Genomic DNA, 22,525 nt, shown 5'->3' with positions numbered 1-22,525 from the left:
AGGATGTCATGACGACTTACGATCATAGCGCGCCGATGGGCGCGACCGGCCTGCCGCAGCCGCCTCGCTGGGTCTGCGTGCTCCTGGGTCTCTTCATGGTGTTCACGGGGCTGATGGTGCTGGGCGACGTTGCCTTCTTCACCGTGATCAGCGCGCTGTTCATCGGCTGGATGGCGATTGCGACCGGCGCCTTCGAGATTTTTCACGCGTTCTGGACCAAGGGCTGGGGCGGCTTTGTCTGGCAGGTGGTGCTTGGCGTTCTCTATATCGCCTTCGGCATCGTTCTCGTCAGCCAGCCGCTGACCGGTGCGCTGCTGCTGACCTATGCGCTTGGCCTCGCGCTCCTCGTCTCCGGGATCGTCCGCATCCTGATCGGCATCGGCCGCTGGCAGCAGGGCGGCGGGATCATGCTGGCATCCGGCCTGTTCGGCGTGCTCGCCGGTCTCGTCATCCTTACCGGTTTTCCGATGACCGGGCTCTGGGTGTTGGGCATGCTGCTCGGCATCGATCTGTTGTCGCACGGCATCGGCTGGCTTACGTTTGCGTGGCGGCCGGCGGCCGCAACGGCATAGCAACGTATCGGCGCGGAGACTGAATATGTTGGGATTGAAGGTGCGGGCCGGGCTCGCGGTGCTGCTTGCAGCGCTTCTCTGCAGCGCGTCGCCTGCGCCGGCCCAGCAGGACACCGCCGTCCTGTTCCGCAACGTGCGGATATTCGACGGACGAAACGGCGCGCTTACAGCTGCGTCCAATGTCCTCGTCAGGGATGGCAAGATCGAGAAGATCTCGACTGCGGACATCGCGGGGACCGGCCAGGTCATCGCCGGCGGCGGCCGTGTGCTGATGCCGGGGCTGATCGACGCGCATTGGCACGCCATGCTGGTGCGTCCGACGCCGATGGCGTCGCTTGCAAACGATGTCGGCTACAACAACCTGCTCGCCGCCAGCGAGGCGACCGCGACGCTGATGCGCGGCTTCACCACCATACGCGACATGGGTGGGCCGACTTTCGGCCTGAAGCAGGCCATCGACGAGGACCTCGTCGCTGGTCCGCGCATCTATCCGTCCGGCGCTATCATCACCATCACCGGTGGTCACGGCGACTTCCGCCAGCTCTCCGACCTGCCGCGCACCATCGGCGGCATGCTCAGCCGCATGGAGCGGATCGGCGGCAGCATGGTCGCCGACAGTCCCGACGAGGTGCGCGTGCGCGCCCGCGAGCAACTGATGCAGGGGGCTTCGCAGGTCAAGCTCACCGCGGGCGGCGGCGTGGCCTCGCCGTTCAGTCCGCTGGATGTCTCGACCTTCACCGAGCCCGAGCTGCGCGCCGCCGTCGAGGCCGCCGACAATTGGGGCACCTACGTCGCCACGCACGCCTATACGCCGGTCGCGATCCAACGCTCGATCGCCGCCGGCGTCAGATGCATCGAGCACGGCCATCTCATGGACGAGGCGAGCGCAAAGCTGATGGCGGAGAAGGGGATCTGGCTGAGCACGCAGCCGTTCCTGGATATGTCCATGGGTGCCGGGCTCGGGCCGGCGGAGCAGGACAAGCTGCGGCAGGTGGTCGCCGGCACCGACCGCGTCTACGCGTTGGTAAAGAAATATCACCTCAAGACCGCATTCGGCACCGATGTCCTGTTCTCGCAGGCGCTGGCTGAGAAGCAGGGCTCGATGCTGGCCGCGCTGACGCGATGGTACACGCCGGCTGAAGCGCTGGCCATGGCGACCTCGACCAACGCGGAACTGCTGAGCCTGTCCGGCCTGCGCAATCCCTATCCCGGCAAGCTCGGCGTGGTCGAGGAGGGCGCGCTCGCCGATCTTCTCCTGGTCGACGGCAATCCGCTCGACAACATAAGTCTCGTCGAAGGTCCCGCGAAGAATTTCGTGGTGATCATGAAGGGCGGCAAGGTCTACAAGAACATCCTGCCGCGCTGACGGCCGCGTCCTCCAAAAAAGTTGCGGCCAGCCATTGGGGGATGGCTGGCCGCGCGCGAACCGGTCTGGGACGGGGAGGGGTGGGGATGTGACCGGGTCGCGTAACTCGATGTCTCGTTCCTGCTGATCGACTTACTGATCTCTTGCGCTGGCGGTGGACACCGCCGGCTTGGTGTCGCCGAGCGAGACCCAGACGTTGGGATCGGCCTGCGACTGGCGTTTGACGAAGCGGTAGCCGGTCTCCGTCCAGGCAACGACGCTCTCGTTCTGATTGTCGAGAACGAACTCGCCCTTGTCGGTCTTCACCGTCAGCACCGCATGTCCTTCGCCCTTCTTGTCGCGCACGACGGTGATGAGCAGGGCCTCGCGCGGCCATCCGGCATCAATCAGCATCTTGCGCTTCAACAGAACGTAGTCTTCACAATCGCCGTAACCGTCGGTCGGCAGCGACCATTTCTCGATGACGCCCCAGTGCTCCTGGTCGGTCAAAGGCTTGATGGTCTCGTTGACCCAGCGATTGACCTTGGTCAGGTCGCGCCACGCGGTCTGCGACATCACGATGTCGCGCGGCTGCGTCGGCCCGCCCTGACACTGAGCGGCATTCTCTGCACAAAACTCGACCCAGCCGATCGGCGCACGCGCGGTGTCGCCGAGGCTCGCGTAGAGCAGACGGCTTTCGCCGGCCTGCGCTGTCGCGCTGATCCCGAAGAGCATGGCGGCGATCGCCAGTCTCTTCCCCTGTCCCCTGAAGTCCAACATTGCGGCCCCCGTTTCTTGTTGGGACCACATTGCGCACCGAGCTTTGAGTTGCCGCTAAGTCAACCAAGTCAAGTCGAGACGAATACAAGTAAAAGGCGCGGCGAATTCGATCTGTACTTGAAGAAAATTCGAGTAGAATTTGAGAATACTGCAATTGATTCAAATTGTAGGGATTAACGCGGAAACGCTGGCGGAACTGCTGTTTGGGCGCGCGAACGGGCTGCGCGTTAACCGGCATGCGGCGACATCCGGACGCGAAAAAGACGGCGTCCGCATCGCGGAGGCCGCCTTTGAGCCTGGAAAAACAGGGGCTTTGGCGTGCTTTCGCTTTACCGCGCGGTAACGCTCTCTTCGAGTGTCTCGATCGGCTGCGAGTGCAAGAACTCCAGCGCGAAGCCGTCTTCCAGGTTTCGGACCACGCGGCCCTGGACCCGGCCGAGCAAAACCGTCGATTTCAGCGGCGGGCGGTTCTCCGCGGCGATGGCGGCGCCGGAGAGCGAGAGGTCGATGATGCGGCAGGTCATCTTGGTGCCGTCCTCGAGCGTCAACACCGCGATCGGGTTGCGCGGCACGATACGGTCGTGGCGGCGGTCTTCCGGCAGATTGAGGATGTCGCGGTTGGCGAGCCAGGTCAGCTGGGCCGCGAGCTTGTCGCGCTTGCGCGGCGTCGCGCCCACCGTCATGGCAAAACCGTTGTCGATGATCCGGGTGATTTTGCCCTCGACCCGGCCGATATGGTCGAGATAGGCGACCACGCGGTCGCCGACATTACCGATACCCGGCGCCAGCAGTGCCAGCCCGCCGGGCGACATATTGATCACCTGGCAGGGGAATTCACGGCGATCCGGCAGCATGTAACGGCCGAGCAGGTGAACCTTCACCCGCTGGAAACGCCGACGTTCCTCGGCGGCCGGAAGAAATTTTTTGTTCGCCAACGCCATTTTCACTACCCGACCCCCCGCCCGGGCGGAGTCCGGTACGACCCTAAGGTGCATAGGGTTAATGCCGCGTTATGATTTGGCGCGGCGATTACGAACCGACACGATCCGTTCAAAAAGCCACATCAAGGGCGGGCAGGCCAAAACCGTCAGTGCGCCGAGGTCGAGCGCGACCGCCGCGGTCCCCGCTGATTTGGCGAGCCGCCCCGCGACCGCCGGCCCCAGCATCATTGCGGCATAGAAGAGGGTATAGAACACGCCCATCCCGATCGCCCTGGTCTCCGGGACGAGCACGCGGGCGGCGAGGCTCATGATCGGGCCGGCCGGATGGCCGCCAATCAGGCCGATCAGGACGAGGATGGTGATCACAGCGTCGGATCGGCTCAGCCAGGCCAGCAGGGCGGCGACGACGAGGCTGGCCGTAATCGCCAATATAAAGGGCCGCTCGAAGCGATCGGCGAGATAGCCGCCGGCCGGCACCGAAACCACTGACAGCCACATCACGACGCTGATCGCCGAGCCGGCCGCGGCGATGCTCCAGCCGCGCTCGGCCAGCAAGGAGGGGCCGAACGAGAAGATCATGGCGAAGCCGACATTATAGAGGCCCCAGATCATGCCCGCGACGATCACCGCCAATAGCGCAAGGCGATCGAGACGGGCAGAGCTGGCCGCGCTGACTGTTGCGCCCGGCGGCGGCTGATAGAACATGATCAGCGCAATGCCGATCGCGCTCAGCGCGCCGGTCGCGGCGAATACGGCGCCCGCACCATAGGCGGTGCCGATCGCGGGCAGCACCAGCAGCGAGATCGCAACGCCTGCCGGCCAGGAGTTGACGAAGATCGCCATCGCGGTTGCGATCTCCTTCCCGGCGAACCAGTCGGTGCCCATCTTGGTGAGCTGCACCGTCAGCAGCACGCCGCCGGCGCCGGAGGTAAGGCGTCCCGCCATCTGCAGGCCCCAGATGTCGGTGGTCGCCATCACCAGGCTGCCGGCCGTCATCAGCAGCAGCGCCGCGATCGTCGTGGGTTTGTCTCCAAGGGTTCGGCCGATCGCGCCGCCCGGCAGCGCCAGCACGACGCCCGGGGTGAAATAGAGGCCGATCAGAATTCCGATATCGGCGAGCCCGACACCAAATGTCTTTTCGAGCAGCGGCGCGACCGCCGCCACGCTCTGGAACTGGAACGCGATGGTGAGGCGAACGACGAACAGGATCGCAAGAATAGCCCAGCGATTACGCAATGCCTCAACTCCCCAACCCGCTTGTCGAGCGTGCGGTCGGGAGGGACGAGAGTCAACCTTCCGTCTTCCGCGTCGCGCGCTGATAGAGCAGAGACAGCAGCGCCAGCAGCACTGCGGCCGATAGTCCCAGCGACCAGTGAATGCCGATCGCAGCACCAAAGACGCCGACGGTGATGCCGCTGAACGCCCTCATGCCAAGTCCCGCCATATTATAGAGACCGACGACACGGCCGCGGATGTCGGCCGGCGCATTCAACTGCACCAGCGCTTGCGCCATGGTGTTGAACGACAGCTCGAAGAAGCCCGCAAAGAACAAGAGCACGATCGCGACCGGATAGATCCGCACCGCGGCGAAGCCGAGCAGCGCCACGCTCCAGAGCGTCGCGAGCAGGATCGCGGTGCGCGGCGTGCCTTTCAATCGTCCCCACGATTCCAGCGCAATGCCCGCGAGCAGCGCACCGGCAGCGTCGGCTGCGAGCAGCACGCTGTAGGACACGCCGGGATCGCCATGGCCGAGATCGCCGGCAAAGCCCGGCATCTGGGCGTGATAGGCGTTGCCGATCATGAAGGAGGTGAGGCCGGCCAACCACGTCATCGCCGTCAGCACCGGCTGCGTGCCGATGGCGCGGATTGTCAGCAGGATGTCAGCAAAGCCGCGCACGGCGAAGCGTCGCACCGCGACGCTGCTGTCGCGCACCGGCGCCCAGAACAGCCATAGCAGCATCGGCAGATAGAACAGCGTATTGAAGATGATGCCGCGCGAGGTGCCGAACGTCAGCATGATGACCCCGCCCACCGCAGGCCCGACCAGGATGCCGAGATAGCGCGCCATCGCGTTGAGCCGCACCGCGCTCGGCAGGTCTGTGGGGCCGACGAGGTCGTAGAGCAGCAGCTGGTTCGGTGTTTGCCAAAGGACGCCGGCGCAGCCGTGGATCACCAGCAGCAGCATCGCGTGCCACATCTGGATCGTGTCGGTGATGAAGAAGAAGCCCCATCCGGCCGAGGCCGCGATGAACAGCAGCATACCGCACTGGATGATGCGGCGCGGATCGAAGCGGTCGGCGAGCCCGCCGACCGCCACCGAGAACAGCAGGAACGGCAGCCAGTGCGACAGCACGGCAAACCCGCCCAGCGTCGGCGAATGGAATTTCTGGAACACCACCCAATAGCTGATCACATGCTCGATATTGTCGGCCATCATCGCCAACACATAGGCGATGAACTGCAGCCGATAGGGCACGGACTTCATCGCCGCGAACGAGCCGGACGCGGCCACGGGATTTTGCGGGTGGGGGGTCAAGGGGGCACCAGGGGCAAGATATCATCCGGCCATACACGCTCGTTGGTGAGTGCTCAAGACACTTGGGTGTGCTCGGGCATCTGCCATGCACTGCTGCCACACACTCCGCCGTCATCCTGAGGTGCTCCCCTTGCGATGCATCAGCATCGCAAGGGGAGCCTCGAAGGATGGGCGAAGGGAGCTCGCTGCCCATCCTTCGAGGCGCGCAAGAGCGCGCACCTCAGGATGACGGCGGTGTTTGTGGCAGGCGTCGCGCCCACATTTTGCTGCGCGACATACGGGCTACAAGGCTCACCTTGGCACGAGCGCGCATCTCACATACGCTTCGCTTCACGCCCGCACCCAACAATCATAACAGACGGGCCCCGAGGAAACGCCATGCAACAGATCCGCGTCTGCACCCACGCAGGACCGGGCTCGGAGCCCGTGATCAAGACCGTGCCTTGGCCAAAGGTCGGCCGCAAGGGCGCGCTGATCAAGATCGGCGCGTGCGGCGTCTGCGGCACCGATTTGCACATTCTGAAAGGCCATTGGCCGAAGCCGCTGCCCTGGCCGTTCACGCTCGGCCATGAGATTGGCGGCGTCCTCGTCGAATGCGGCGACGAGTTCACCGAGGATTTCATGAGCAAGCCGCTCAAGGTCGGATCGAACGTGATGATCCCGCCGCTGATGCCTTGCGGCAAATGCTACTACTGCATCCATTATCCGCAGACCGCGAACAAATGCCTGACGCCGGTCTATTACGGCCGCTATCTCGGCTTCGACAAGGCGCCGCACATGTGGGGCGGCTGGGCCGAATATGTCTATGTCGATCTCGACATGCTGCCGGGCACCAAGATCTACAAGCTGCCCGACGACATGTCGCTGCGCCTCGGCGCGCTGTCGGAGCCGCTGACCTCCTGCATCCGCGCATTCAACCGCGCGACCCGCGCCGGCGGCTTCACCTGGGCCGACACAGTGGTGATCCAGGGCTCGGGCCCGATCGGCATTTTGGCGGTCGCGGCGGCACGCGAGATGGGGGCGGGGCGCGTCATCTGCGTCGGCGCGCCGGAAGAGCCGCGCCTCAAGCTCGCGCGCGGATTCGGCGCGGAAGCGACGGTAAACATCGAGGAGATCAAATCGCCGCAGGAGCGCATCGCGCGCGTCCGCGAAATCGTTGGCGGCTTCGGCGCCGATCTGGTGATGGATTGCTCGGGCCACCCGACCGCGGGCCCCGAAGGCATCGAGATGCTGCGTGACGGTGGCACCTATGTCGAGATGGGCCAGTTCACCGACGCGGGCTCGATCGAGACCTCCTGGCACCGCATCTGCACCAAGGACCTCAACGTGCTGGGATCCTGGGGCTTTACCGGTAATGATCTCCCGCTCGGTGTCGACATGCTCTACCGCACCCGCGACAAATATCCCTGGCTGAAGATGCAGACGATCTATCCGTTCACGGAAGAAGGTGTTGCACAGGCCGTCAAGGACGCTATGGCGATGAAGACGGTGAAGTCGACCATCGTGCCCTGGCCGGAATTGGTGGAGTGAGAACTTGAGCGCGGATGGAGCGCAGCGTAATCCGGGGCCGCCGGTCGCGCGTGTCGCGCGTTCCGCTTTGCTCAGTGCGCTCGTGCGGCAGGGTGTGGCGCTGCTGTCGCCACCGACGAACCAGCCGTTCGGGCATCGGACGCTGTTCTTTAGGGATCCCGACGGCAATCTTCTGGAGGTTTATGCCGAGATCTGAGACGGGCGGGACCGAATGCCCCAAAAGTTCCACAGGGAATCCGCGACTTATTCACGTCGCGGTGAAACTTAGGCCCAGGTTCCGGCTTTGAGTTCGCGGGAGAGTTTTTGTGAAGCGAATCCTGAAGCCCATCACCTACATCCTGGCCGCGATCTACTTTCTGGTGGATGCGGTGTTTATGGCCGTGGCGAGGCCGATCTCGCGCTGGCTCGGGCGGCATCTCGAATTCAAGCGGCTGCGCGCCTGGATCAAATCGCTGCCGCCTTATCCGTCACTCGCGCTGTTTTCCGTGCCCGTGATCATTCTGGAGCCGATCAAACCGTTGGCGGCGTACCTCGTTGCAACCGGTCAGTTCCTGAGTGGTGTGTCGGCGTTCGTCGGCTGCGAGCTGCTCAAGCTCGTGCTGGTCGAGCGCCTGTTCCATCTCACGCGGGACAAGCTGATGCGAATTCCGGCATTCGCCTGGGTGTATGGGAAGTTTTCCGAGATGAAGGCATGGCTGCAGGCCACCGAAGCCTGGCGCGCCATCCGCGCCTTAAGCCATGCGGCTAAAGACTTTGTCGTGCGGGCCAAGGCAAAGCTCGCCGGAGGCTTCAGCAGGCTCGTGACCTCCAGGGATTAGAACCGCGCCTCTATGCGAGCTTGCGCGCTGCAGCCGTGGCCTTGTCGCCCGTGTTCGGCGTGCCCGTCGGCTCAATGAGCATCAGGTGAACCTCTTCGCGGGCCACCGGGCGGTGCTCGACCCCCTTGGGCACGACGTAGAGCTCGCCCGGTCCGAGCGTCACGGTGCGGTCCCGCAACTCGATCTCCAGCTGGCCTTTCAGCACCAGAAAGAAATCGTCGGTGTCGTCGTGCTTGTGCCAGGTGAACTCTCCCTTCACCTTCACCACCATCACGTCGCAATCGTTGAAGGTCGTGATCGTGCGCGGTGACCAGAATTCCTGAAAGGTCGCGAGCTTGTCGGCAAGCGAGATGCTGTCTGACATGTTTCACCCGTATCCTGTTCTCTCGGCGCTTATGCACGAGACACGTGAGCAGAGACGCATTGCCAACGTCCGTCCCGGAATTGCCAGTCGTCCGTATACCGGCCAGCACCTTCGCTGCCGTCCGGCTTACGATAGCTGGTGCGTGCATGAATGATGGCGAAGTCGCCAAGAATACGGATCATCACGTCGTGCTCACGAATGTCGCGTACCGTCGAGCCGCGGCCTATCTGCACGAGGAATGTGGACCGGTCGATCAATGTGCCGTCCGGATTGGTGTTGCGAAAGTCCGCCGCGAGATTGGCGTCGAACCAGGCTACGTCGGCCTCGTCGACGGCGCGGACATAGTTGCGACTAAGATCCGCCAAAGCGGCCTCTGACGTCTTGTCGCCGGACATGTCTTGTTCTCCTCCTTGTCTGCTCGCGCGCTACCAATGGAAGCCACCGTTCTAGGCCCGCGGGTCGCCTCGATCGTGCCGGGAGCCTGACGCAATTTGCCGATCCGATGGTTCGGTGTCGATCGAACCGTGCCCATTTGCCAAATCATTTGTCGTCACCGTCACGCCCACCGCCTTGGTGCCCTCCAGCTCACGCACGATGCGTTCATCCGGTCCGACGACACCCAGATCAAACTCGCGCTCCGACGTGACGAGGATCATGCGCTGGCCGACGATGACGACGACCGTCATGTCGCTATGCTCGCCTTCCACGGCCCAGGCACGGATCTCGCTGGCGTAGGGCTCCTTGCGCCAGGCATTGGGAGAGCCGGGGTCGCAGCGGATCTCGACGCCGTCCTCGGACGTGGTCAGAACCAGCTTGGAGCGGCTCGGCTTCCAGCGCTCGTCGAGGAGGTCGTTGACGAGCCAGAGACAGCTGAAGCTTTCGCATTCGGCGGGCCGGTCGGCGTAGACCGCGCAGCCGCGGCCGGGCTTGCAATGCGCGCACCAGCTACCCGCCGGCTTGGCGAGCGCCTCGATCCCCATCACCTTGCAGCAAAGCGTGCAGTCGCCGCAGCGGCGTTCACCCGACGAGCTCATGGATGCATCCCTGGCACCTCCGATCCCGCACAATTTAGGCGAGATGGCCGCAAAAGTCCGCCGTTCCGGCCCAAAAACGCACTGGAGGCGTCAAACCGCGTCAAAACTGCCGGGACTGAGCATCCCGGCCTTGTTCACCCTGTCGCCAATGCCATGCATCAAAGCCATGGTGATTTGGCCGCTTCTGGCGTAAAGAGCGTCCAAATCAAAATCATCATGGGTGTGACCGGGCCTTCTGCAGTGACTGCAGCGTCGGGCCCCTCGGCTTTCCGTTCCGCGCCCCGGACCAAGCAAGGTTTTCCATTCCGTGTCCTTTCCGGCCCTGACCCCGCCGCTCGCCCGTGCCTTGGCTGAGCGCAATTACGATTCACCGACCCCCGTTCAGCTCGCCGTGCTCGGCGAGGATGCGATTGACCGCGACCTCCTGGTGTCGGCCCAGACTGGCTCGGGCAAGACCGTCGCGTACGGTTTGGCCATGGCCAAGGATTTGCTCGACGGCGCCGAGCGGTTCGAGCAGGCCGCCGCACCTTTGGCCCTGATCGTCGCGCCGACCCGCGAGCTCGCCTTGCAGGTCCAGCGCGAGCTCACATGGCTCTATGAGCATGCGCGGGCGCGCGTCGTCTCCTGCGTCGGCGGCATGGACCCGCGCCGCGAGCAGCGCGAGCTGGCTGCCGGTGCGCACATCGTGGTCGGGACGCCCGGGCGCTTGTGCGATCATCTGCGGCGCAACCGCCTCGACATCTCGGAATTGAAGGTGGTCGTCCTCGATGAGGCCGACGAGATGCTCAATCTCGGTTTTCGCGAGGACATGGAGTTCATCCTCAAGACCACTCCGGACACGCGCCGCACCTTGTTGTTCTCGGCGACGTTTCCGCGCGGCATCGTGGCGCTGGCGAAGCAGTATCAGCAGCAGGCGTTTCGGATCGAGGTCGCCGGCGACGAAGGCGGTCACGCCGATATCGAATACCGCGCCATCCGCGTCGCTCCCGGCGATGTCGAGCATGCGGTCGTCAACGTGCTGCGCTTCTACGAGTCGCCGAGCGCACTGGTGTTCTGCAACACGCGCGATGCGGTCAGGCATTTGCAGGCAGCACTTCTGGAGCGCGGTTTTTCCGTGGTCGCACTCTCCGGTGAATTGACGCAGAACGAACGCACCCAGGCGCTGCAGTCGCTCCGGGACGGGCGCGCCCGCATTTGCGTCGCGACCGACGTTGCCGCCCGCGGCATCGACCTGCCGAGCCTCGACCTGGTGATTCACGCCGATCTGCCGAACGATCCCGAGGTGATGCAGCATCGCTCGGGCCGCACCGGGCGCGCGGGCCGGAAGGGTGTCAGCGTCTTGCTGGTGCCGCCGGTACGACGGCGGCGTGCCGAGGTGTTGTTGAATTTGTCCGGCATCGAGGCGAACTGGGGCATGGCGCCGCAGGCGGATGAGATTCGCAAGCTCGACCATGAGCGCATGAAGGACGTGTTGTTCACCGAGGAGACGTCCGCCGACGATATCGAGCTGGCGAAGGCATTGCTCGCCGAGCGGTCGGCCGAGGACATCGCCGCAGCGCTGGCGCGGCTCTATCGCGCGCGGCTGCCGTCACCTGAGGACATTCTCGATCCCGGCGAGGCGCGCGGCCGGCCGCGTGACGATCGCGGCCGCGACGATCGGACATCGCGCGGCGATGACCGCTCCGAGAGCCCTCGACCCAAATCCGGGAAATCGTCGCCGAAGCATGGCATGACAGAAGCCACCGTATGGTTCCGGGCCAACATCGGCCGAAGAAAGAATGCGGAAGCGCGCTGGCTGTTGCCGATGATTTGCCGTCGCGGTGGCATCGACAAGGGCGACATCGGCGCCATCAAGATCATGGACACCACGACCGAGTTCGAAATTTCCGAGCGGGTCGCGGAATCCTTCGCTGCCAAGATCAAGCGTCCGGACAAGGAAGACAATATCCGCCTCGAGCCGATGACGGGTGGGCCGCAAGCGCAGGCGCCGGTGGAGAAGCGCTCACGCGCTCCGCAACGCGATGAAGGTGACGACGATCATGCTGCCCGCCGCGGCGACAATCCGTGGAACGCGAACGGGCCGAAGCAGCACGACAGGCCGCGCGGAAAGCCGGAAGCCAGGCACCAAGGCAAGCCGAACGCCAAACCTCACGATGGTCGCAAATTCGGCAAGCCCGAGTTTGGGAAGAAGAACAAGAAGTTCGGAGACAAATCCGGTGACGCCAAATATGCGCCGTCGGTCACTGAATGGCCGGGTGCTTCCGCGAAGAAGGGTAAGAAAAAGCACCGCAGCTGAACCGCCGCGCCTGTCAGCGCTGACCGCGATGATGCCGCCGGGTTGCACCGGCGACATCATCTGAACTGTTAGCTGCGAGCTTAGCGACCGCCACCACCACCACCACCACCACCACCACCGCTACCACCGCCACCGCCACCACCACCACCACCACCGCCATAACCCATGGCGGAGTTATAGCGAGGGTCGGATTGCTTCATGTAGGTCGGTGACGTATCGCGGCCGATGCGAGTGACGGGGGGCGGTGCAGGTGGCGGCTCCTGGAGCTTGATGACGCCGCAGCTTGCAAAGAAATCGATGTCGCAGCGATGGGATCGGAATTGCACCGCATTGGCGCTGGTTGCGGTGAACGCGGTCGTCGCAACGAATGCTATCAAAGCGACTTTTGGCAATGTGAGTTTCATGGGAATTCTCCAGCCTCGGTTCGGCGAGACCGGAACGGCTCGCGCAGTTCTTCGACGGAGGCTGATCGAAGGCGGTTCGAGGCTTGGTTTCACGCCCGCGTGAGGGAATGGGGCTATTGCGTGAGCCCGCGCAGCATGTAGGTCGCGCTCGCGCCGTAGGACAAAAGCTTGTCGCGCAGCGCCGCGTCAGGTGCGACGCCTTGGAAGCCGAGATGCTCCCACAGCGGTCGCGTGCCGTAGACCGAGACCAGCGCCAGCGTTGCGGTGCCTGATGATCGCGCGAGCTGTTCGATCTCTGCGACATAAACGCGCGTCGTGCCGCCGCGGAAGTCGGGCAGCACGGCGACATCGTGCAGATAGAGACAATCTGCAGCATCGGGCAATCGGTCGAGGAACCCGTCGAGCTGTGGAATCTGTTGCTGCATCCAGGGATGCGCGAGGCCGTAGCCTGCGATCTCGTGGCCTGCAGTGAGCACGCAACAGCCGTCCGGATAAAGCCGCATCTTTTCTGCGAATACTTCCGGACGTTCGGGGAGATCAGGATGAATTCGCGCCGCGATCGCGCTGATCGCCGCGAGGTCTCCGGCGTGCGCGCGCCGCCAATGTGGCTTGCTCATCTCGACTGTTCCGTCTCAACCATCGCAATTTATTCCGTCGCGCCGATGTGCGCAGCCAGAAATTTCTTTGCGCCATTCTGAGGAATACAGCGCGCGGTGCGGCGTCCTACCTCGTGCAAGCCAATTGCATGACAGGAGACACCATGACGACATCTTCGATCCGCCTCGCGCTCGCGCTCGCGGCAACGCTCGCGATCACCTCGGCTGCGTTCGCGGCGCCGCCGACCAAGACCGGCAAGACCGACAAGGGCAGCGTGCTCACCGACGCCAAGGGCATGTCGCTCTACACGTTCGCCAAGGACATGGACGGCAAGTCGGCCTGCAACGGCCCGTGTGCGACAAACTGGCCGGCGCTGAAAGCCGAGGCCAGCGATGCTGCCGGCGACGGCTACACCATCATCGCCCGCGACGACGGCTCCAAGCAGTGGGCGCACAAGGGCAAGCCGCTCTACACCTTCGCCAAGGACACCAAGCCCGGCGACATCACCGGCGACGGTTTCCTGAACGGCGCCTGGCACCTGGCGATGCCGTAAGCGATCTCGAAGATGCGCGGGGCGGGCGGCGCCATGCCAGCCTGTCCTCGCATCGCGCGCTTTACGCAGGCGGGGCCGGTATCAGGCCATAGCGTAGCATCGTCGCTTTCATCTGGACTGGATCGGGCGCGCCGGACGACAGCAGCGTCGCCATCTCCGTGAAATAGTGCGGGCCCAGCACGCCGGGGCTCAAGATGCAAAGGCATGTCGCCGGCCCGGTCGAACGGTTGGTAAAGCCGTGCACGATGCCGCGCTTGATGAAGACCGATTCTCCGGGGGCAAGGTCGGTCTGCTTGCCGTCGATCGTCCAGGTCGAGACGCCGGACAGCCCGTAGATCGTCTCGTCCCAGCGGTCGTGATAGTGCGGGATCGGCATCCGCGCATTGGGTTGCAGCGTCATTTCGAAGATGTCGACGCTGCCGTCGGTGTCATCCTTGCTATGCAGGAAGCGGAGCTGAAGCGTGCCGAAATTGATGATGTCGGACATGGCTTGGTCATTCCGGTGAGAGGCCGTATCGAGGTCGCGGTGCTCGCTCACATCGAAACGAAAGTTACCGCAGTCCCTCATACACTATCAGCCCGCGCTCGCCAGTGCTGATCTTAAGTTGGCGCATGCAATGGCGGCAACTTCAAGGACGCAAAATGTCTGCCTGCGCTACTGCGTCGCATTTATCGAATAAAATCAAATTGAGAGTCCGAAAGCGAACCGAAGCATCGACTTTCGTCGGCCATAGTTGGCTCCGGCAGGGGGCGAGGGCGGCATATCCGCAGCAGCATCCCGCCTACGTGAAAGTAGGGGCACTGGTGTCCCGGTGCAGTACGCATCTGGACGCGTCGGGGAGTCTTCAATCCATTATCTAGTTTCGCTTGAAAGGATGAAAGCCCGTGAGTGATGTCAATGTGAAAGCCGAGACGAATGCCGCTCCGCTGAATGGGGCAGCGAACGGAAATACAAAGCTCAAGTTCGACATACCGTTTTTCAACATCCAGGCGATGTTCGGCGATCTCACCGCGCCGGCGGCGACACGGGCCAAGGCAAATTTCGAGCAGATGAAGGCGACTTCCGAGGAGATCACCGCGGCCCTCTGCGATGCCTGTTCGACCAATGCCAGTCGTACCGCCGATTACGGCACCAAGGTCATCGAAATATCCAGGACCAATACCAGCTCCGCGCTGGAATTTTTCTCCCAGCTTGCGGATGCGAGGTCGTTTGCGGACCTCATGACCCTCTCCAGCACCCACAGTCGCAAGACCTTTGAAGCGGCTTTCGCCCAGAATCGGGAGCTTTGGGATCTGGCCCAGAAGGTCGCGACCGAGACGGCCGAGCCGATCAAGAACAGCTTCAACCGGGTTCTGCATAGGGCTGCTTGAATCGAGGTTACTGGCCACGTGGATCGGCTGGACGAGCGTCTTCGCCAGATGAGACGCCGTCCAGCCGGGGACGGCCAGCCTCGCCGCGAGGTGATGCCGAGCTGGAGGGAAATCAGGATGGGTATGGTGATGATCAAATGCCCGGAAACGGGCAGCGCAATTCCGACAGGCATCGAGATGGACGGCGAAAGATTTCGCTCCAGTACGGTGTTCTTTTCGCGCACCTATTGCCGGGTGTGCGCGGCGACGCACGAGTGGTTCGCCCGAGAGGCCTGGGTCTATGAATCGGTCTTGGCGAACGGGAAATCCGGGGGCGGGCAGCCATTCCGCGCCGGCGCGGCGTGAAGGAGCCTTAACGCATCCTGCGACACGATCCGATCGATCCTGCGGCTCATCACCTTGTAGCATTCGCAAGCGACGACCTCGAGCCGTTGCCTGTCGATTTCGAGCTGACCGCGCCGATTGGATTTGATGGCCCTTGATGTTCGAAGTGCGCTCACGACATGTGTGACCGTGGTGCGTCGAACGCCGAGCAGTTCCGACAGCGTCTCCTGGGTCAAGGGCAGCACGTCACCGCCGTCCGTCCGGTCGTGAATGTGAAGCAGCCAGCGAGCGAGGCGTGCTTCGACGGAATGCAGCGCGTTGCAGGCCGCGACGTGCAGGAATTGCGTCATCATCGCCCTAGTGACAATCTGAACCGCGATTGCGATGGCCGGACTGCGTTCGAGCGTCGCTTGGAATCGCGCGGGCGACATCTGGAGTGCGGTCCCGGCCACGCGGACAACCGCTGTCAGGGGGGATCGGACCGGACCAAGCGCCGTCATGAGTCCGATCACGCCGTCGTTGCCGATCACCGCGGTTGCGGCCGTCTGTCCGTTCGGCAACTCCATGATGAGGGCGATCGCGCCGCTACAGGGGAAGTAGAGGTGTTCGATCCGGTCGCCCGATCGAATGAGGACTGCGTCGTGCTGGAGCGGTACTTTTCGCAAATGCGGTGCAAGCAAAGCGAAGTCGGCCGACGGTAACGCAGCTAGCAGGCGATTACCAACTCTGGTCGCGTGCTCCATCATGGGAATCGCCCCTCGACGGACGCTCGACGGCGAGCAAACGCATCGTCACCGACCGAGCCGCGTTGCCGCGCGCTCGCTTGGCATGGCAAACGGGCAAACGTACTTTAACAGGTAAGGTTCCAATGATGGATCGCAAGCCAGCGCGCTGACGCGGTCATTCGGGTGGCGCGATGAAGACCGGGGTGGTCGTTTGCAACAACTGCGCGCCCGACACGAGGGGCGCTCCTACCGCAACCCCTCATACACCATCAGCCCGCGGGCGATCTGCAATTTGCGGATCGCGCGCGGCAGCAATTTCTCCGGCTGGTGCAGATAGCGCCAGGAGGTGACGGTGAAGGCGCCAAGCGCGCCGCATTCGTCGTCGAACGGCGCGAGCACGCCGGTCACGCTGACCGGCGTGTGTGGGCGCGCGTTGAAGGGCAGCAGCAGCAGCTCGAGATGGGCCTTGCTACCGTCCTCGCGCGTGGCCGTGATACCGGCGATGGCGCCGAGCGTCTCGTCGGCGACGATGGTTGCGATTTCCTCGATCTCGCGGCGGCAACCTTCCGTGAACATCGCCGCAAAGCTCTGGTCCTTGAGATCGCAGCCCGCGAGCGCACAGACGCGGGTGCCGGCGACGCGGAAGGGAAAGCCGGTTTTCGGTTCGCAGGACAGGACGAAGATGTCGCCAAGCAGCTCGCGTACGGCGGCCGGGTCGATATCGGCCCGATCAGGCGCCCGCGCGCTGCCGCGCTTCCTGTCCCAATACGCGAAGAACGCGCGGCTCGACGGATGTTTCATGACTGAACGCTTACCCCGGGGCCGCACCAGTGGGACAAACCTGTCCCGCTTCAGTGCACCTGAGATCCCTGTGTTGTTGTGCAGGAGGGGAATTGCAGCGTCCATGCCGCGGGGGCGTTTTTGGCCTCGCGCGGGCAGCCTTTGCGTCGTTAACGTTAAATTAACTATGCGCTTTGCCCCGACCGCGCGCCTGCTATGGTGATCGCGGTCGCAAGCCTCGCCGCTTTCTTCCAGGTTCTCGGCGAGGTCTGGACACGGGCGTCAAACAGTTTGGTCGCTGGCCGCGGGGAGGGGTGGGGATACGCCTTGTTCCTCCGCTGTGTCAGGAAGATCGACACGGACAGGCAGGGGCTTTCCCAGGGCCCTGCCTTTTCCTTTTGTGCACTTGCGCAAGGCCGGTAAAGGCGACTATCTCCAAGCTGCTGCTTCGATCGCGCCTGAAAGCGAAACCGCCTTGGATTCCCCGCCACAACCACCGTCAGACCAGCCGGTCGTCGTCGAAGAGGCCCCACGCGAGCCGATCCTGACGCTGCCGTTGCCGCTGACGGCCTATGTCGTCCTGCTGGCGGTGATCCATCTGCGGGTGCTGCTGCCGCCGGAGCTGGAGAACTGGACCATCGACGTCTTCGGCTTCATCCCGAAGCGCTACGATTCCTCGCTGGTCAATTTGCAATTCGAGGGCGGCGCCGGTGCCAAGGTCTGGACCTTCGTCACCTATTCGCTGCTGCATGCCAATCTCACCCATCTCGCCTTCAACGTGCTGTGGCTGCTGCCGTTCGGCAGCGCGCTGGCGCGGCGCTTTGGCGCGGTGCGCTTCTTCGTGTTCCTGGCGGTGACGGCCGCGGCCGGCGCGCTCGCCCATCTCGTCACCCATGAGCATGCGGTGGTGCCGATGATCGGCGCCTCGGCCTCGGTGTCGGGCGCGATGGCGGCCGCAATCCGGTTCGCTTTCGTGCGCGGCAGCTTCCTGTCGTTCAGCCGCTCGGATGCAGATACCGCCGCAAAGGTTCCGGCGCTGCCGCTGTTGCAGGCACTGCGCGACCGGCGCATCGTCGGCTTCCTGGGCGTGTGGTTTGCCCTCAACATCATCTTCGGCGTCGGCGCCATCGGCGTCGAAAGCGACAGCGCGGGCGTCGCCTGGGAGGCGCATATCGGCGGCTTCTTCGCAGGGCTGTTGCTGTTCGCGCTGTTCGATCCCGTGCCGCGCGTGCGAAACGATGATGCTGCGGATGCGTCATCACAGGACATTTCAAACGGTATTTGAAGCAGCGCTTGCGGCGCGGCCCGAATTCATCCATCATTCCCGGGAAGAATGTTCCGAAGCAGCAAGCTCATAGAGGCTGCGCTTCGCAAAGCGCCTCAACGTGAAACCGGCGCCGAAACTGTTAGTTGAAGACTCGCGAACAAGTCCGGACCGCGCAAAGCGGACGGATCCGATTCAGGGAGGCAACAATGACGGTACGTTCCATTCTCAATACCAAGGGCCACCAGATCATGAGCGTCGCGCCCGACGCCAAGCTCGCCGCCGCAGTCAAGTTGCTCGGCGAGAAGAAGATCGGCGCGGTGCTGGTGATGGACCAGAGCCGGCTCGAGGGCATCCTGTCCGAGCGCGACATCGTGCGCGTGCTCGGCGAGCGCGGCGCCGGTGCGCTGGAAGAGCCGGTGTCTCAGGTGATGACCCGCAAGGTCGTGACCTGCAAGGAGTCCGACACGGTCGCCGAGCTCATGGAGATAATGACCACCGGTAAGTTCCGGCACCTTCCGGTGCTGGACAACAACAAGGTGGTCGGGCTGATCTCGATCGGCGACATCGTCAAGCGCCGGGTCCAGGAATACGAGTCCGAGCAGGAAGCCCTGCGCGACTACATCAAGACGGCCTGAGCCGGCTTACTCGCTGGCCTTACCGACTGCTTTGGGCGCGGCGCCTTCGGGCGCCGGCGCCAGCACGTCGATCGTTTCCTGGATCGACTCCAGCGCGCGTTCGGCGGCGCGGGTGCCGAGCGCGATCAGCTCCTCGGCGCGATGGAAATCGAACCAGCCGAACTGACCGACCCGTGGCGTGATCAGGAGGTCCGGCGGATCGCCGGCGAGCCGCGCACGGGTGATGCGGTCCTGCATGATGTTGAAGGCGTCGATCATCACCGAGGAGATGCCGGGACGTCCGGCGGTGCCGAAGAACTCGCGCTTGACGGTTTTCTCCGGCGAGAAGAAGCGCGGAAAGCGTCGCTTGGCCGGGGTCACCTCGGTCACGGGGGGGACCGGCGAAGGCATCGCGCCGTGCGCATGGATCGTCGTCGAATGCGTGAAGACGTCGGTGGACAGATTGACGGCGATGACGATTTCGGCGCCGAGCGCCCGCGCCGCCGAAACCGGCACCGGGTTCACCAGCGCGCCGTCGACCAGCCAGCGGTCGCCGATCATCACGGGCGAGAAGATGCCGGGCAGCGCGTAGGAAGCGCGCATCGCATCGACCATGCGGCCGCGCGTCAGCCAGATCTCGTGGCCGGTGCGGACCTCGGTCGCGACGCTCGCGAACTTGATCGGAAGGTCTTCGATCAGGGTCTGGCCGACCGCCTTCTCGAGACGGGTGGCGAGCTTCTCGCCGCCGATCAGGCCGGAACCGTCGAGGCGGATGTCGAGATAGCCGAGGATGTTGCGCATGCCTTGCAGGCTGCGACCCCACTCTTCGAGCGTATCGAGCCGGCCGGCCGCATGGAGGCCGCCGACCACCGCGCCGATCGAGGTGCCGACCACGACATCGGGCACGATGCCGTTGGCCAACAGCGTCCTCATGATACCGATATGGGCAAAGCCGCGCGCCGCGCCGCCGCCGAGCGCCAGGCCGATGACCGGCTTGCGGATGCTGCCGAGACCGACTTTTTCTCCATTCGCGCCGTTCACGCCGCGACCCTTCAAGATATCCAGCACCGAAACTCTCCTACTCCGGGCCAGCCCTCACTCCAGAGTAGGCGCCGTGCTTCTGCTTCGCCAGAACGAGGGCCAAGCATGGTTTATACCGTTCGGGACGCAGCGGGCAGGAGTGTGGCGAGGGCCGGTTGCCTCTGATCTAATCACGCGGGCGTCAACGGGGTTCCAGCGGGTTCCAAAGAACTCTCTCGGGCCGTATTTCCTGGGGTTTCAGAGGCTTGAATTTGCCGCGTTTTCGGTGAAAAGCAGAGGGCATGACTCTCGGGGGTGACGGCATCATCGGATGGCGGCGCGGCGGCAGGCTGCTGCCGGCGCTGGTCCTTGCCGCATGCCTCGTTGTGTCAGGCCAGAATGCTGCGCAGGCCCAGCTTTTCTCGGATCGGCCGCCGCCGGTGCCCCCGGCTTCGGTGCCCGATCCCGGCGGCGCCGTCAGCCTGGCGCCCCCCTCGGGCCCGGGCGCCGGTCCGCCGCCGAGCCTGCCGCCGACCCTGACTCAGCCGAACACGCCCAGCATGCCGCCGCCCGCGGTGACGAGCGTTCCGCCGGCAGCACCCCTCAATGCGGCCGCGCCCGGACAGGCCGTGCTGTCCCTGAGCGCCAAATACGGCAAGGACACGCCTGCGATCAGCAGCGGCCTGGTGTGGCGGGTGTTTGCCGATCGTCCCGACGAGAACGGCACTTTCAAGCTGATCCGCGAGGATCGCAGTGCGACGCCCAACATCGTGCTGCCGCCGGGCAATTACGTCGTGCACGTCGCCTTCGGCCTCGTCAGCGCGGTGCGCACCGTCAGCCTGAAGGCCGAGACCGATCGCGAATCCTTCGTGCTGCCGGCCGGGGGCTTGCGCATCGAAGGTCGCGTCGGCACCAGCCGCATTCCGCTGAACCAGATCTCGTTCGCGATCTACAAGGGCAGCCAGTTCGAAACCGGCGAGCGCGCCTCGCTGGTGCCGAACGTCGCCGCCGGCGATGTCGTGCTGCTGCCGGAGGGCACCTACTACATCATCTCCAACTATGGCGACGCCAATTCGGTGGTGCGCTCGGACATCCGCGTGCAGGCCGGCAAGCTCACCGACGTCACCATCACCCACCGCGCCGCCGTGATCACGCTCAAGCTCGTCAGCGACAAGGGCGGCGAGGCGCTCGCCAACACCGCCTGGTCGGTGCTGACGCCCGGCGGCGACGTGATCAAGGAATCGATCGGCGCCTTCCCCCGCGTCGTGCTCTCCGAAGGCGAATACCGCGCCATCGCCAAGAACGAGGGCAAGGTCTACGAGCGCGGATTCAACGTCGTCAACGGTGTCGACGGCGAAGTCGAAGTCGTCGCGCGGTGATGCTTTCCTGTCCTGGACGCGGTGACCAATCGCCGTTTCAGCGCGCCACTGCCTCCACATCGTCGCTGCGAGCGCAGCGAAGCAATCCAGAATCTTTCCGCGGAGGGACTCTGGATTGCTTCGCTGCGCTCGCAATGACGGAGAGAGTCACTTCCGATAACGCAACGCCTCCACCAGGGCTTTCTGACCGGCGCGATCAACGAAAGCACGACGTTCGACGGCAGCGATTTCCGCAACATCGTACCGCGCTTCTCATCGAGCGCACGCAAAGCCAATCAGGCGCTGGTCGATCTGCTCGGCGAACTCGCCGCAGCGCGGAAAGTGACGACCGCTATCCCGCACATCTCCAGGCGCGGGTCGGCCGCTGACATCTGTTGTGAATGTCCGGTGAGTGTTCGCTTACCGGACATTTCCATCCTGTGTATCGCTGTAAGCGGTACCAAGCTCGGCAGCGGAGGGAAGAAATAACACCGGCGGCATCGGCTTATTCCAGGCTCGTTGCGACTTCGTCATACCAGTGCAAGATACGTATTTCCGATAATCAATTTAATTCGCTTTCCATCCTGCTGGGTTATATGTCGGGCATCCGTCCAATGGGGGAGGCCGGCGCAGCCTTGTGGGCTTGCGCGACGGCTAAGGAGCAGGGGACAAAGCGCGTCGGCATGTTCGAAGTGATCCTCACCAGGCGCAAACGGCTCGGTTGGCGGTGGCAGGTCTGCGACCAGTCCGGCAAGATATTTGCCGATGGCTTCGAGCGCACGCGTCCGTCCGCCAAATATTATGGCGAGCGCGCGCTGTTCTTCCTGTTGTCGCAGGCCCATTTGCGCAATCGTTCCGCGGCTGCGAGCGAGGATTAGTCGCGGCTCTCAGTTTGAGCCCGTAGCCCGGATGGAGCGCAGCGCAATCCGGGGCCGCCGTATCCGTATGGACGGATTCCCGGATTACGCTTTGCTCCATCCGGGCTACGAGACCTTGCGTTGCCTGACGGGCAAAACACGCTAGGCGTGGGGCAATCCGCGCCACCAAAAATATTCCGCTTTACCGAAATTCGGAAACGGCGTATGTGTCGCGCAACCCGGCCCAAGGAAGAGGGGCGTATCGCGATCGTCACGAACGCGGGCCGGATCGTGGTGGGCGTGGGTTACATCGGCGCGAAGGGTTTTGCAGGGCGGGCAACCGTGAGCGAAGGCCTCGCGCGTACGACCGGTGTGATCTGCGTACGGCAAAATCGTGTGGTCCTGACGCCCGGGGTCTGTGCGTCAAGTCTCGCAGTGA

Annotated in this window: 25 protein-coding genes and 2 pseudogenes; 14 read left to right on the top strand and 13 right to left on the bottom strand. The window is 63.9% G+C overall.

All coding sequences use genetic code 11. The features are described 5' to 3' along the window. The first annotated feature begins 8 nt into the window (after positions 1 to 8). Both V1280_RS12155 and V1280_RS12150 read left to right on the top strand, forming a co-directional pair. Positions 9 to 572 carry an HdeD family acid-resistance protein gene (locus V1280_RS12155; RefSeq protein WP_334523576.1) on the top strand — a complete coding sequence of 188 codons (564 nt, stop codon included), beginning with the start codon at positions 9 to 11 and terminating at the stop codon, positions 570 to 572. A 25-nt stretch (positions 573 to 597) separates the two neighbouring features. After that, complete coding sequence (locus tag V1280_RS12150; protein WP_334523573.1) at positions 598 to 1,938, top strand: metal-dependent hydrolase family protein; 1,341 nt, start codon at positions 598 to 600, stop codon at positions 1,936 to 1,938. 132 nt (positions 1,939 to 2,070) lie between these two features. Here V1280_RS12150 and V1280_RS12145 read toward each other — a convergent pair whose 3' ends face one another. Beyond that, a complete protein-coding gene (locus V1280_RS12145) occupies positions 2,071 to 2,697 on the bottom strand; it encodes a transglutaminase-like cysteine peptidase (RefSeq protein ID WP_334523570.1) in 627 nt (208 codons plus the stop codon). A gap of 139 nt (positions 2,698 to 2,836) precedes the next feature. Between V1280_RS12145 and V1280_RS12140 the strand changes: the two genes are divergently transcribed. Further along, positions 2,837 to 3,040, top strand: coding sequence for a hypothetical protein (locus V1280_RS12140; RefSeq protein WP_334523567.1), 204 nt, complete (start codon positions 2,837 to 2,839; stop codon positions 3,038 to 3,040). Here V1280_RS12140 and V1280_RS12135 read toward each other — a convergent pair. From V1280_RS12135 to V1280_RS12125, 3 genes are all read right to left on the bottom strand, one after another. Then, positions 3,027 to 3,638, bottom strand: a complete 612-nt coding sequence (locus V1280_RS12135; RefSeq protein WP_027536189.1) for a PilZ domain-containing protein — start codon at positions 3,636 to 3,638, stop codon at positions 3,027 to 3,029. The two genes, V1280_RS12140 and V1280_RS12135, sit on opposite strands and share 14 nt — an antisense overlap. Positions 3,639 to 3,707: 69 nt before the next feature. Further along, entirely contained in the window at positions 3,708 to 4,874 is a 1,167-nt protein-coding gene (locus V1280_RS12130; RefSeq protein WP_334523563.1) for an MFS transporter, read from the bottom strand. Between the two features lie 52 nt (positions 4,875 to 4,926). Next, on the bottom strand, positions 4,927 to 6,150 hold the full coding sequence (locus V1280_RS12125) for an MFS transporter (protein ID WP_334523560.1): 1,224 nt from the start codon (positions 6,148 to 6,150) through the stop codon (positions 4,927 to 4,929). Between the two features lie 402 nt (positions 6,151 to 6,552). On the opposite strand from V1280_RS12125, the gene V1280_RS12120 reads away from it, so the two are divergent. From V1280_RS12120 to V1280_RS12110, 3 genes and pseudogenes are all read left to right on the top strand, one after another. Then, positions 6,553 to 7,704, top strand: a complete 1,152-nt coding sequence (locus V1280_RS12120; protein ID WP_334523557.1) for a zinc-binding dehydrogenase — start codon at positions 6,553 to 6,555, stop codon at positions 7,702 to 7,704. Positions 7,705 to 7,783: 79 nt separating this feature from the next. Beyond that, positions 7,784 to 7,900, top strand: a pseudogene (locus V1280_RS12115) (VOC family protein); the annotation flags it as partial. Positions 7,901 to 8,009: 109 nt separating this feature from the next. Further along, the gene (locus tag V1280_RS12110) at positions 8,010 to 8,522 is read left to right on the top strand and encodes a hypothetical protein (protein ID WP_334523554.1); all 513 of its coding nucleotides are present in this window, start codon (positions 8,010 to 8,012) and stop codon (positions 8,520 to 8,522) included. A gap of 10 nt (positions 8,523 to 8,532) precedes the next feature. Here the strand turns inward: V1280_RS12110 and V1280_RS12105 are convergent, their stop codons facing one another. From V1280_RS12105 to V1280_RS12095, 3 genes are read right to left on the bottom strand one after another with little or no spacing between them, the layout of a single operon-like run. Beyond that, the gene (locus V1280_RS12105; RefSeq protein WP_334523551.1) at positions 8,533 to 8,886 is read right to left on the bottom strand and encodes a cupin domain-containing protein; all 354 of its coding nucleotides are present in this window, start codon (positions 8,884 to 8,886) and stop codon (positions 8,533 to 8,535) included. A gap of 29 nt (positions 8,887 to 8,915) precedes the next feature. Further along, positions 8,916 to 9,281, bottom strand: a complete 366-nt coding sequence (locus tag V1280_RS12100) for a nuclear transport factor 2 family protein (protein ID WP_334523548.1) — start codon at positions 9,279 to 9,281, stop codon at positions 8,916 to 8,918. 51 nt (positions 9,282 to 9,332) lie between these two features. After that, positions 9,333 to 9,920 (bottom strand): hypothetical protein, encoded by a 588-nt coding sequence (locus V1280_RS12095; protein WP_334523545.1) that lies wholly within the window; start codon positions 9,918 to 9,920, stop codon positions 9,333 to 9,335. A 307-nt stretch (positions 9,921 to 10,227) separates the two neighbouring features. Here V1280_RS12095 and V1280_RS12090 point away from each other — a divergent pair, with 307 nt between their 5' ends. Next, positions 10,228 to 12,216 carry a DEAD/DEAH box helicase gene (locus V1280_RS12090; RefSeq protein ID WP_334523542.1) on the top strand — a complete coding sequence of 663 codons (1,989 nt, stop codon included), beginning with the start codon at positions 10,228 to 10,230 and terminating at the stop codon, positions 12,214 to 12,216. A gap of 80 nt (positions 12,217 to 12,296) precedes the next feature. On the opposite strand, the gene V1280_RS12085 is transcribed toward V1280_RS12090, so the two are convergent. Together V1280_RS12085 and V1280_RS12080 are read right to left on the bottom strand one after the other, a co-directional pair. After that, complete coding sequence (locus tag V1280_RS12085) at positions 12,297 to 12,620, bottom strand: hypothetical protein (RefSeq protein ID WP_334523539.1); 324 nt, start codon at positions 12,618 to 12,620, stop codon at positions 12,297 to 12,299. A gap of 113 nt (positions 12,621 to 12,733) precedes the next feature. After that, complete coding sequence (locus tag V1280_RS12080) at positions 12,734 to 13,237, bottom strand: GNAT family N-acetyltransferase (RefSeq protein WP_334523537.1); 504 nt, start codon at positions 13,235 to 13,237, stop codon at positions 12,734 to 12,736. Between the two features lie 143 nt (positions 13,238 to 13,380). On the opposite strand from V1280_RS12080, the gene V1280_RS12075 reads away from it, so the two are divergent. After that, positions 13,381 to 13,770, top strand: a complete 390-nt coding sequence (locus V1280_RS12075) for a COG4315 family predicted lipoprotein (protein WP_334523535.1) — start codon at positions 13,381 to 13,383, stop codon at positions 13,768 to 13,770. 61 nt (positions 13,771 to 13,831) lie between these two features. On the opposite strand, the gene V1280_RS12070 is transcribed toward V1280_RS12075, so the two are convergent. Beyond that, positions 13,832 to 14,257, bottom strand: a complete 426-nt coding sequence (locus V1280_RS12070; RefSeq protein WP_334523533.1) for a cupin domain-containing protein — start codon at positions 14,255 to 14,257, stop codon at positions 13,832 to 13,834. Between the two features lie 398 nt (positions 14,258 to 14,655). Between V1280_RS12070 and V1280_RS12065 the strand changes: the two genes are divergently transcribed. Then, entirely contained in the window at positions 14,656 to 15,141 is a 486-nt protein-coding gene (locus V1280_RS12065; protein WP_334523530.1) for a phasin, read from the top strand. Between the two features lie 278 nt (positions 15,142 to 15,419). Here V1280_RS12065 and V1280_RS12060 read toward each other — a convergent pair whose 3' ends face one another. Continuing rightward, positions 15,420 to 16,211 (bottom strand): Crp/Fnr family transcriptional regulator, encoded by a 792-nt coding sequence (locus tag V1280_RS12060; RefSeq protein WP_334523527.1) that lies wholly within the window; start codon positions 16,209 to 16,211, stop codon positions 15,420 to 15,422. Between the two features lie 225 nt (positions 16,212 to 16,436). After that, positions 16,437 to 16,991, bottom strand: a complete 555-nt coding sequence (locus tag V1280_RS12055) for a PAS domain-containing protein (RefSeq protein ID WP_334523524.1) — start codon at positions 16,989 to 16,991, stop codon at positions 16,437 to 16,439. A gap of 454 nt (positions 16,992 to 17,445) precedes the next feature. On the opposite strand from V1280_RS12055, the gene V1280_RS12050 reads away from it, so the two are divergent. Together V1280_RS12050 and V1280_RS12045 are read left to right on the top strand one after the other, a co-directional pair. After that, positions 17,446 to 18,255 carry a rhomboid family intramembrane serine protease gene (locus V1280_RS12050; RefSeq protein ID WP_148778759.1) on the top strand — a complete coding sequence of 270 codons (810 nt, stop codon included), beginning with the start codon at positions 17,446 to 17,448 and terminating at the stop codon, positions 18,253 to 18,255. A gap of 188 nt (positions 18,256 to 18,443) precedes the next feature. Then, positions 18,444 to 18,872: a CBS domain-containing protein gene (locus V1280_RS12045; protein WP_334523516.1), complete on the top strand. Its 429-nt coding sequence runs from the start codon at positions 18,444 to 18,446 to the stop codon at positions 18,870 to 18,872. A 6-nt stretch (positions 18,873 to 18,878) separates the two neighbouring features. On the opposite strand, the gene V1280_RS12040 is transcribed toward V1280_RS12045, so the two are convergent. Continuing rightward, the gene (locus tag V1280_RS12040; RefSeq protein ID WP_334523513.1) at positions 18,879 to 19,919 is read right to left on the bottom strand and encodes a patatin-like phospholipase family protein; all 1,041 of its coding nucleotides are present in this window, start codon (positions 19,917 to 19,919) and stop codon (positions 18,879 to 18,881) included. A 254-nt stretch (positions 19,920 to 20,173) separates the two neighbouring features. Here V1280_RS12040 and V1280_RS12035 point away from each other — a divergent pair, with 254 nt between their 5' ends. The 3 genes and pseudogenes from V1280_RS12035 to V1280_RS12025 all read left to right on the top strand — a co-directional run bounded on the left by V1280_RS12035 (position 20,174) and on the right by V1280_RS12025 (position 22,107). After that, positions 20,174 to 21,250, top strand: a complete 1,077-nt coding sequence (locus tag V1280_RS12035; protein WP_334523510.1) for a hypothetical protein — start codon at positions 20,174 to 20,176, stop codon at positions 21,248 to 21,250. Between the two features lie 168 nt (positions 21,251 to 21,418). After that, positions 21,419 to 21,583 (top strand): annotated as a pseudogene (locus V1280_RS12030) (aldo/keto reductase); the annotation flags it as partial. A 329-nt stretch (positions 21,584 to 21,912) separates the two neighbouring features. Beyond that, positions 21,913 to 22,107 (top strand): hypothetical protein, encoded by a 195-nt coding sequence (locus V1280_RS12025; RefSeq protein WP_334523507.1) that lies wholly within the window; start codon positions 21,913 to 21,915, stop codon positions 22,105 to 22,107. Positions 22,108 to 22,525 lie beyond the last annotated feature (418 nt).

The organism is Bradyrhizobium sp. AZCC 2230, from assembly GCF_036924495.1.
GTDB lineage: Bacteria > Pseudomonadota > Alphaproteobacteria > Rhizobiales > Xanthobacteraceae > Bradyrhizobium > Bradyrhizobium rifense.
The sequence above is the reverse complement of the archived record's forward strand: the minus strand, read 5'-3'. Positions and strand labels throughout refer to the sequence as shown.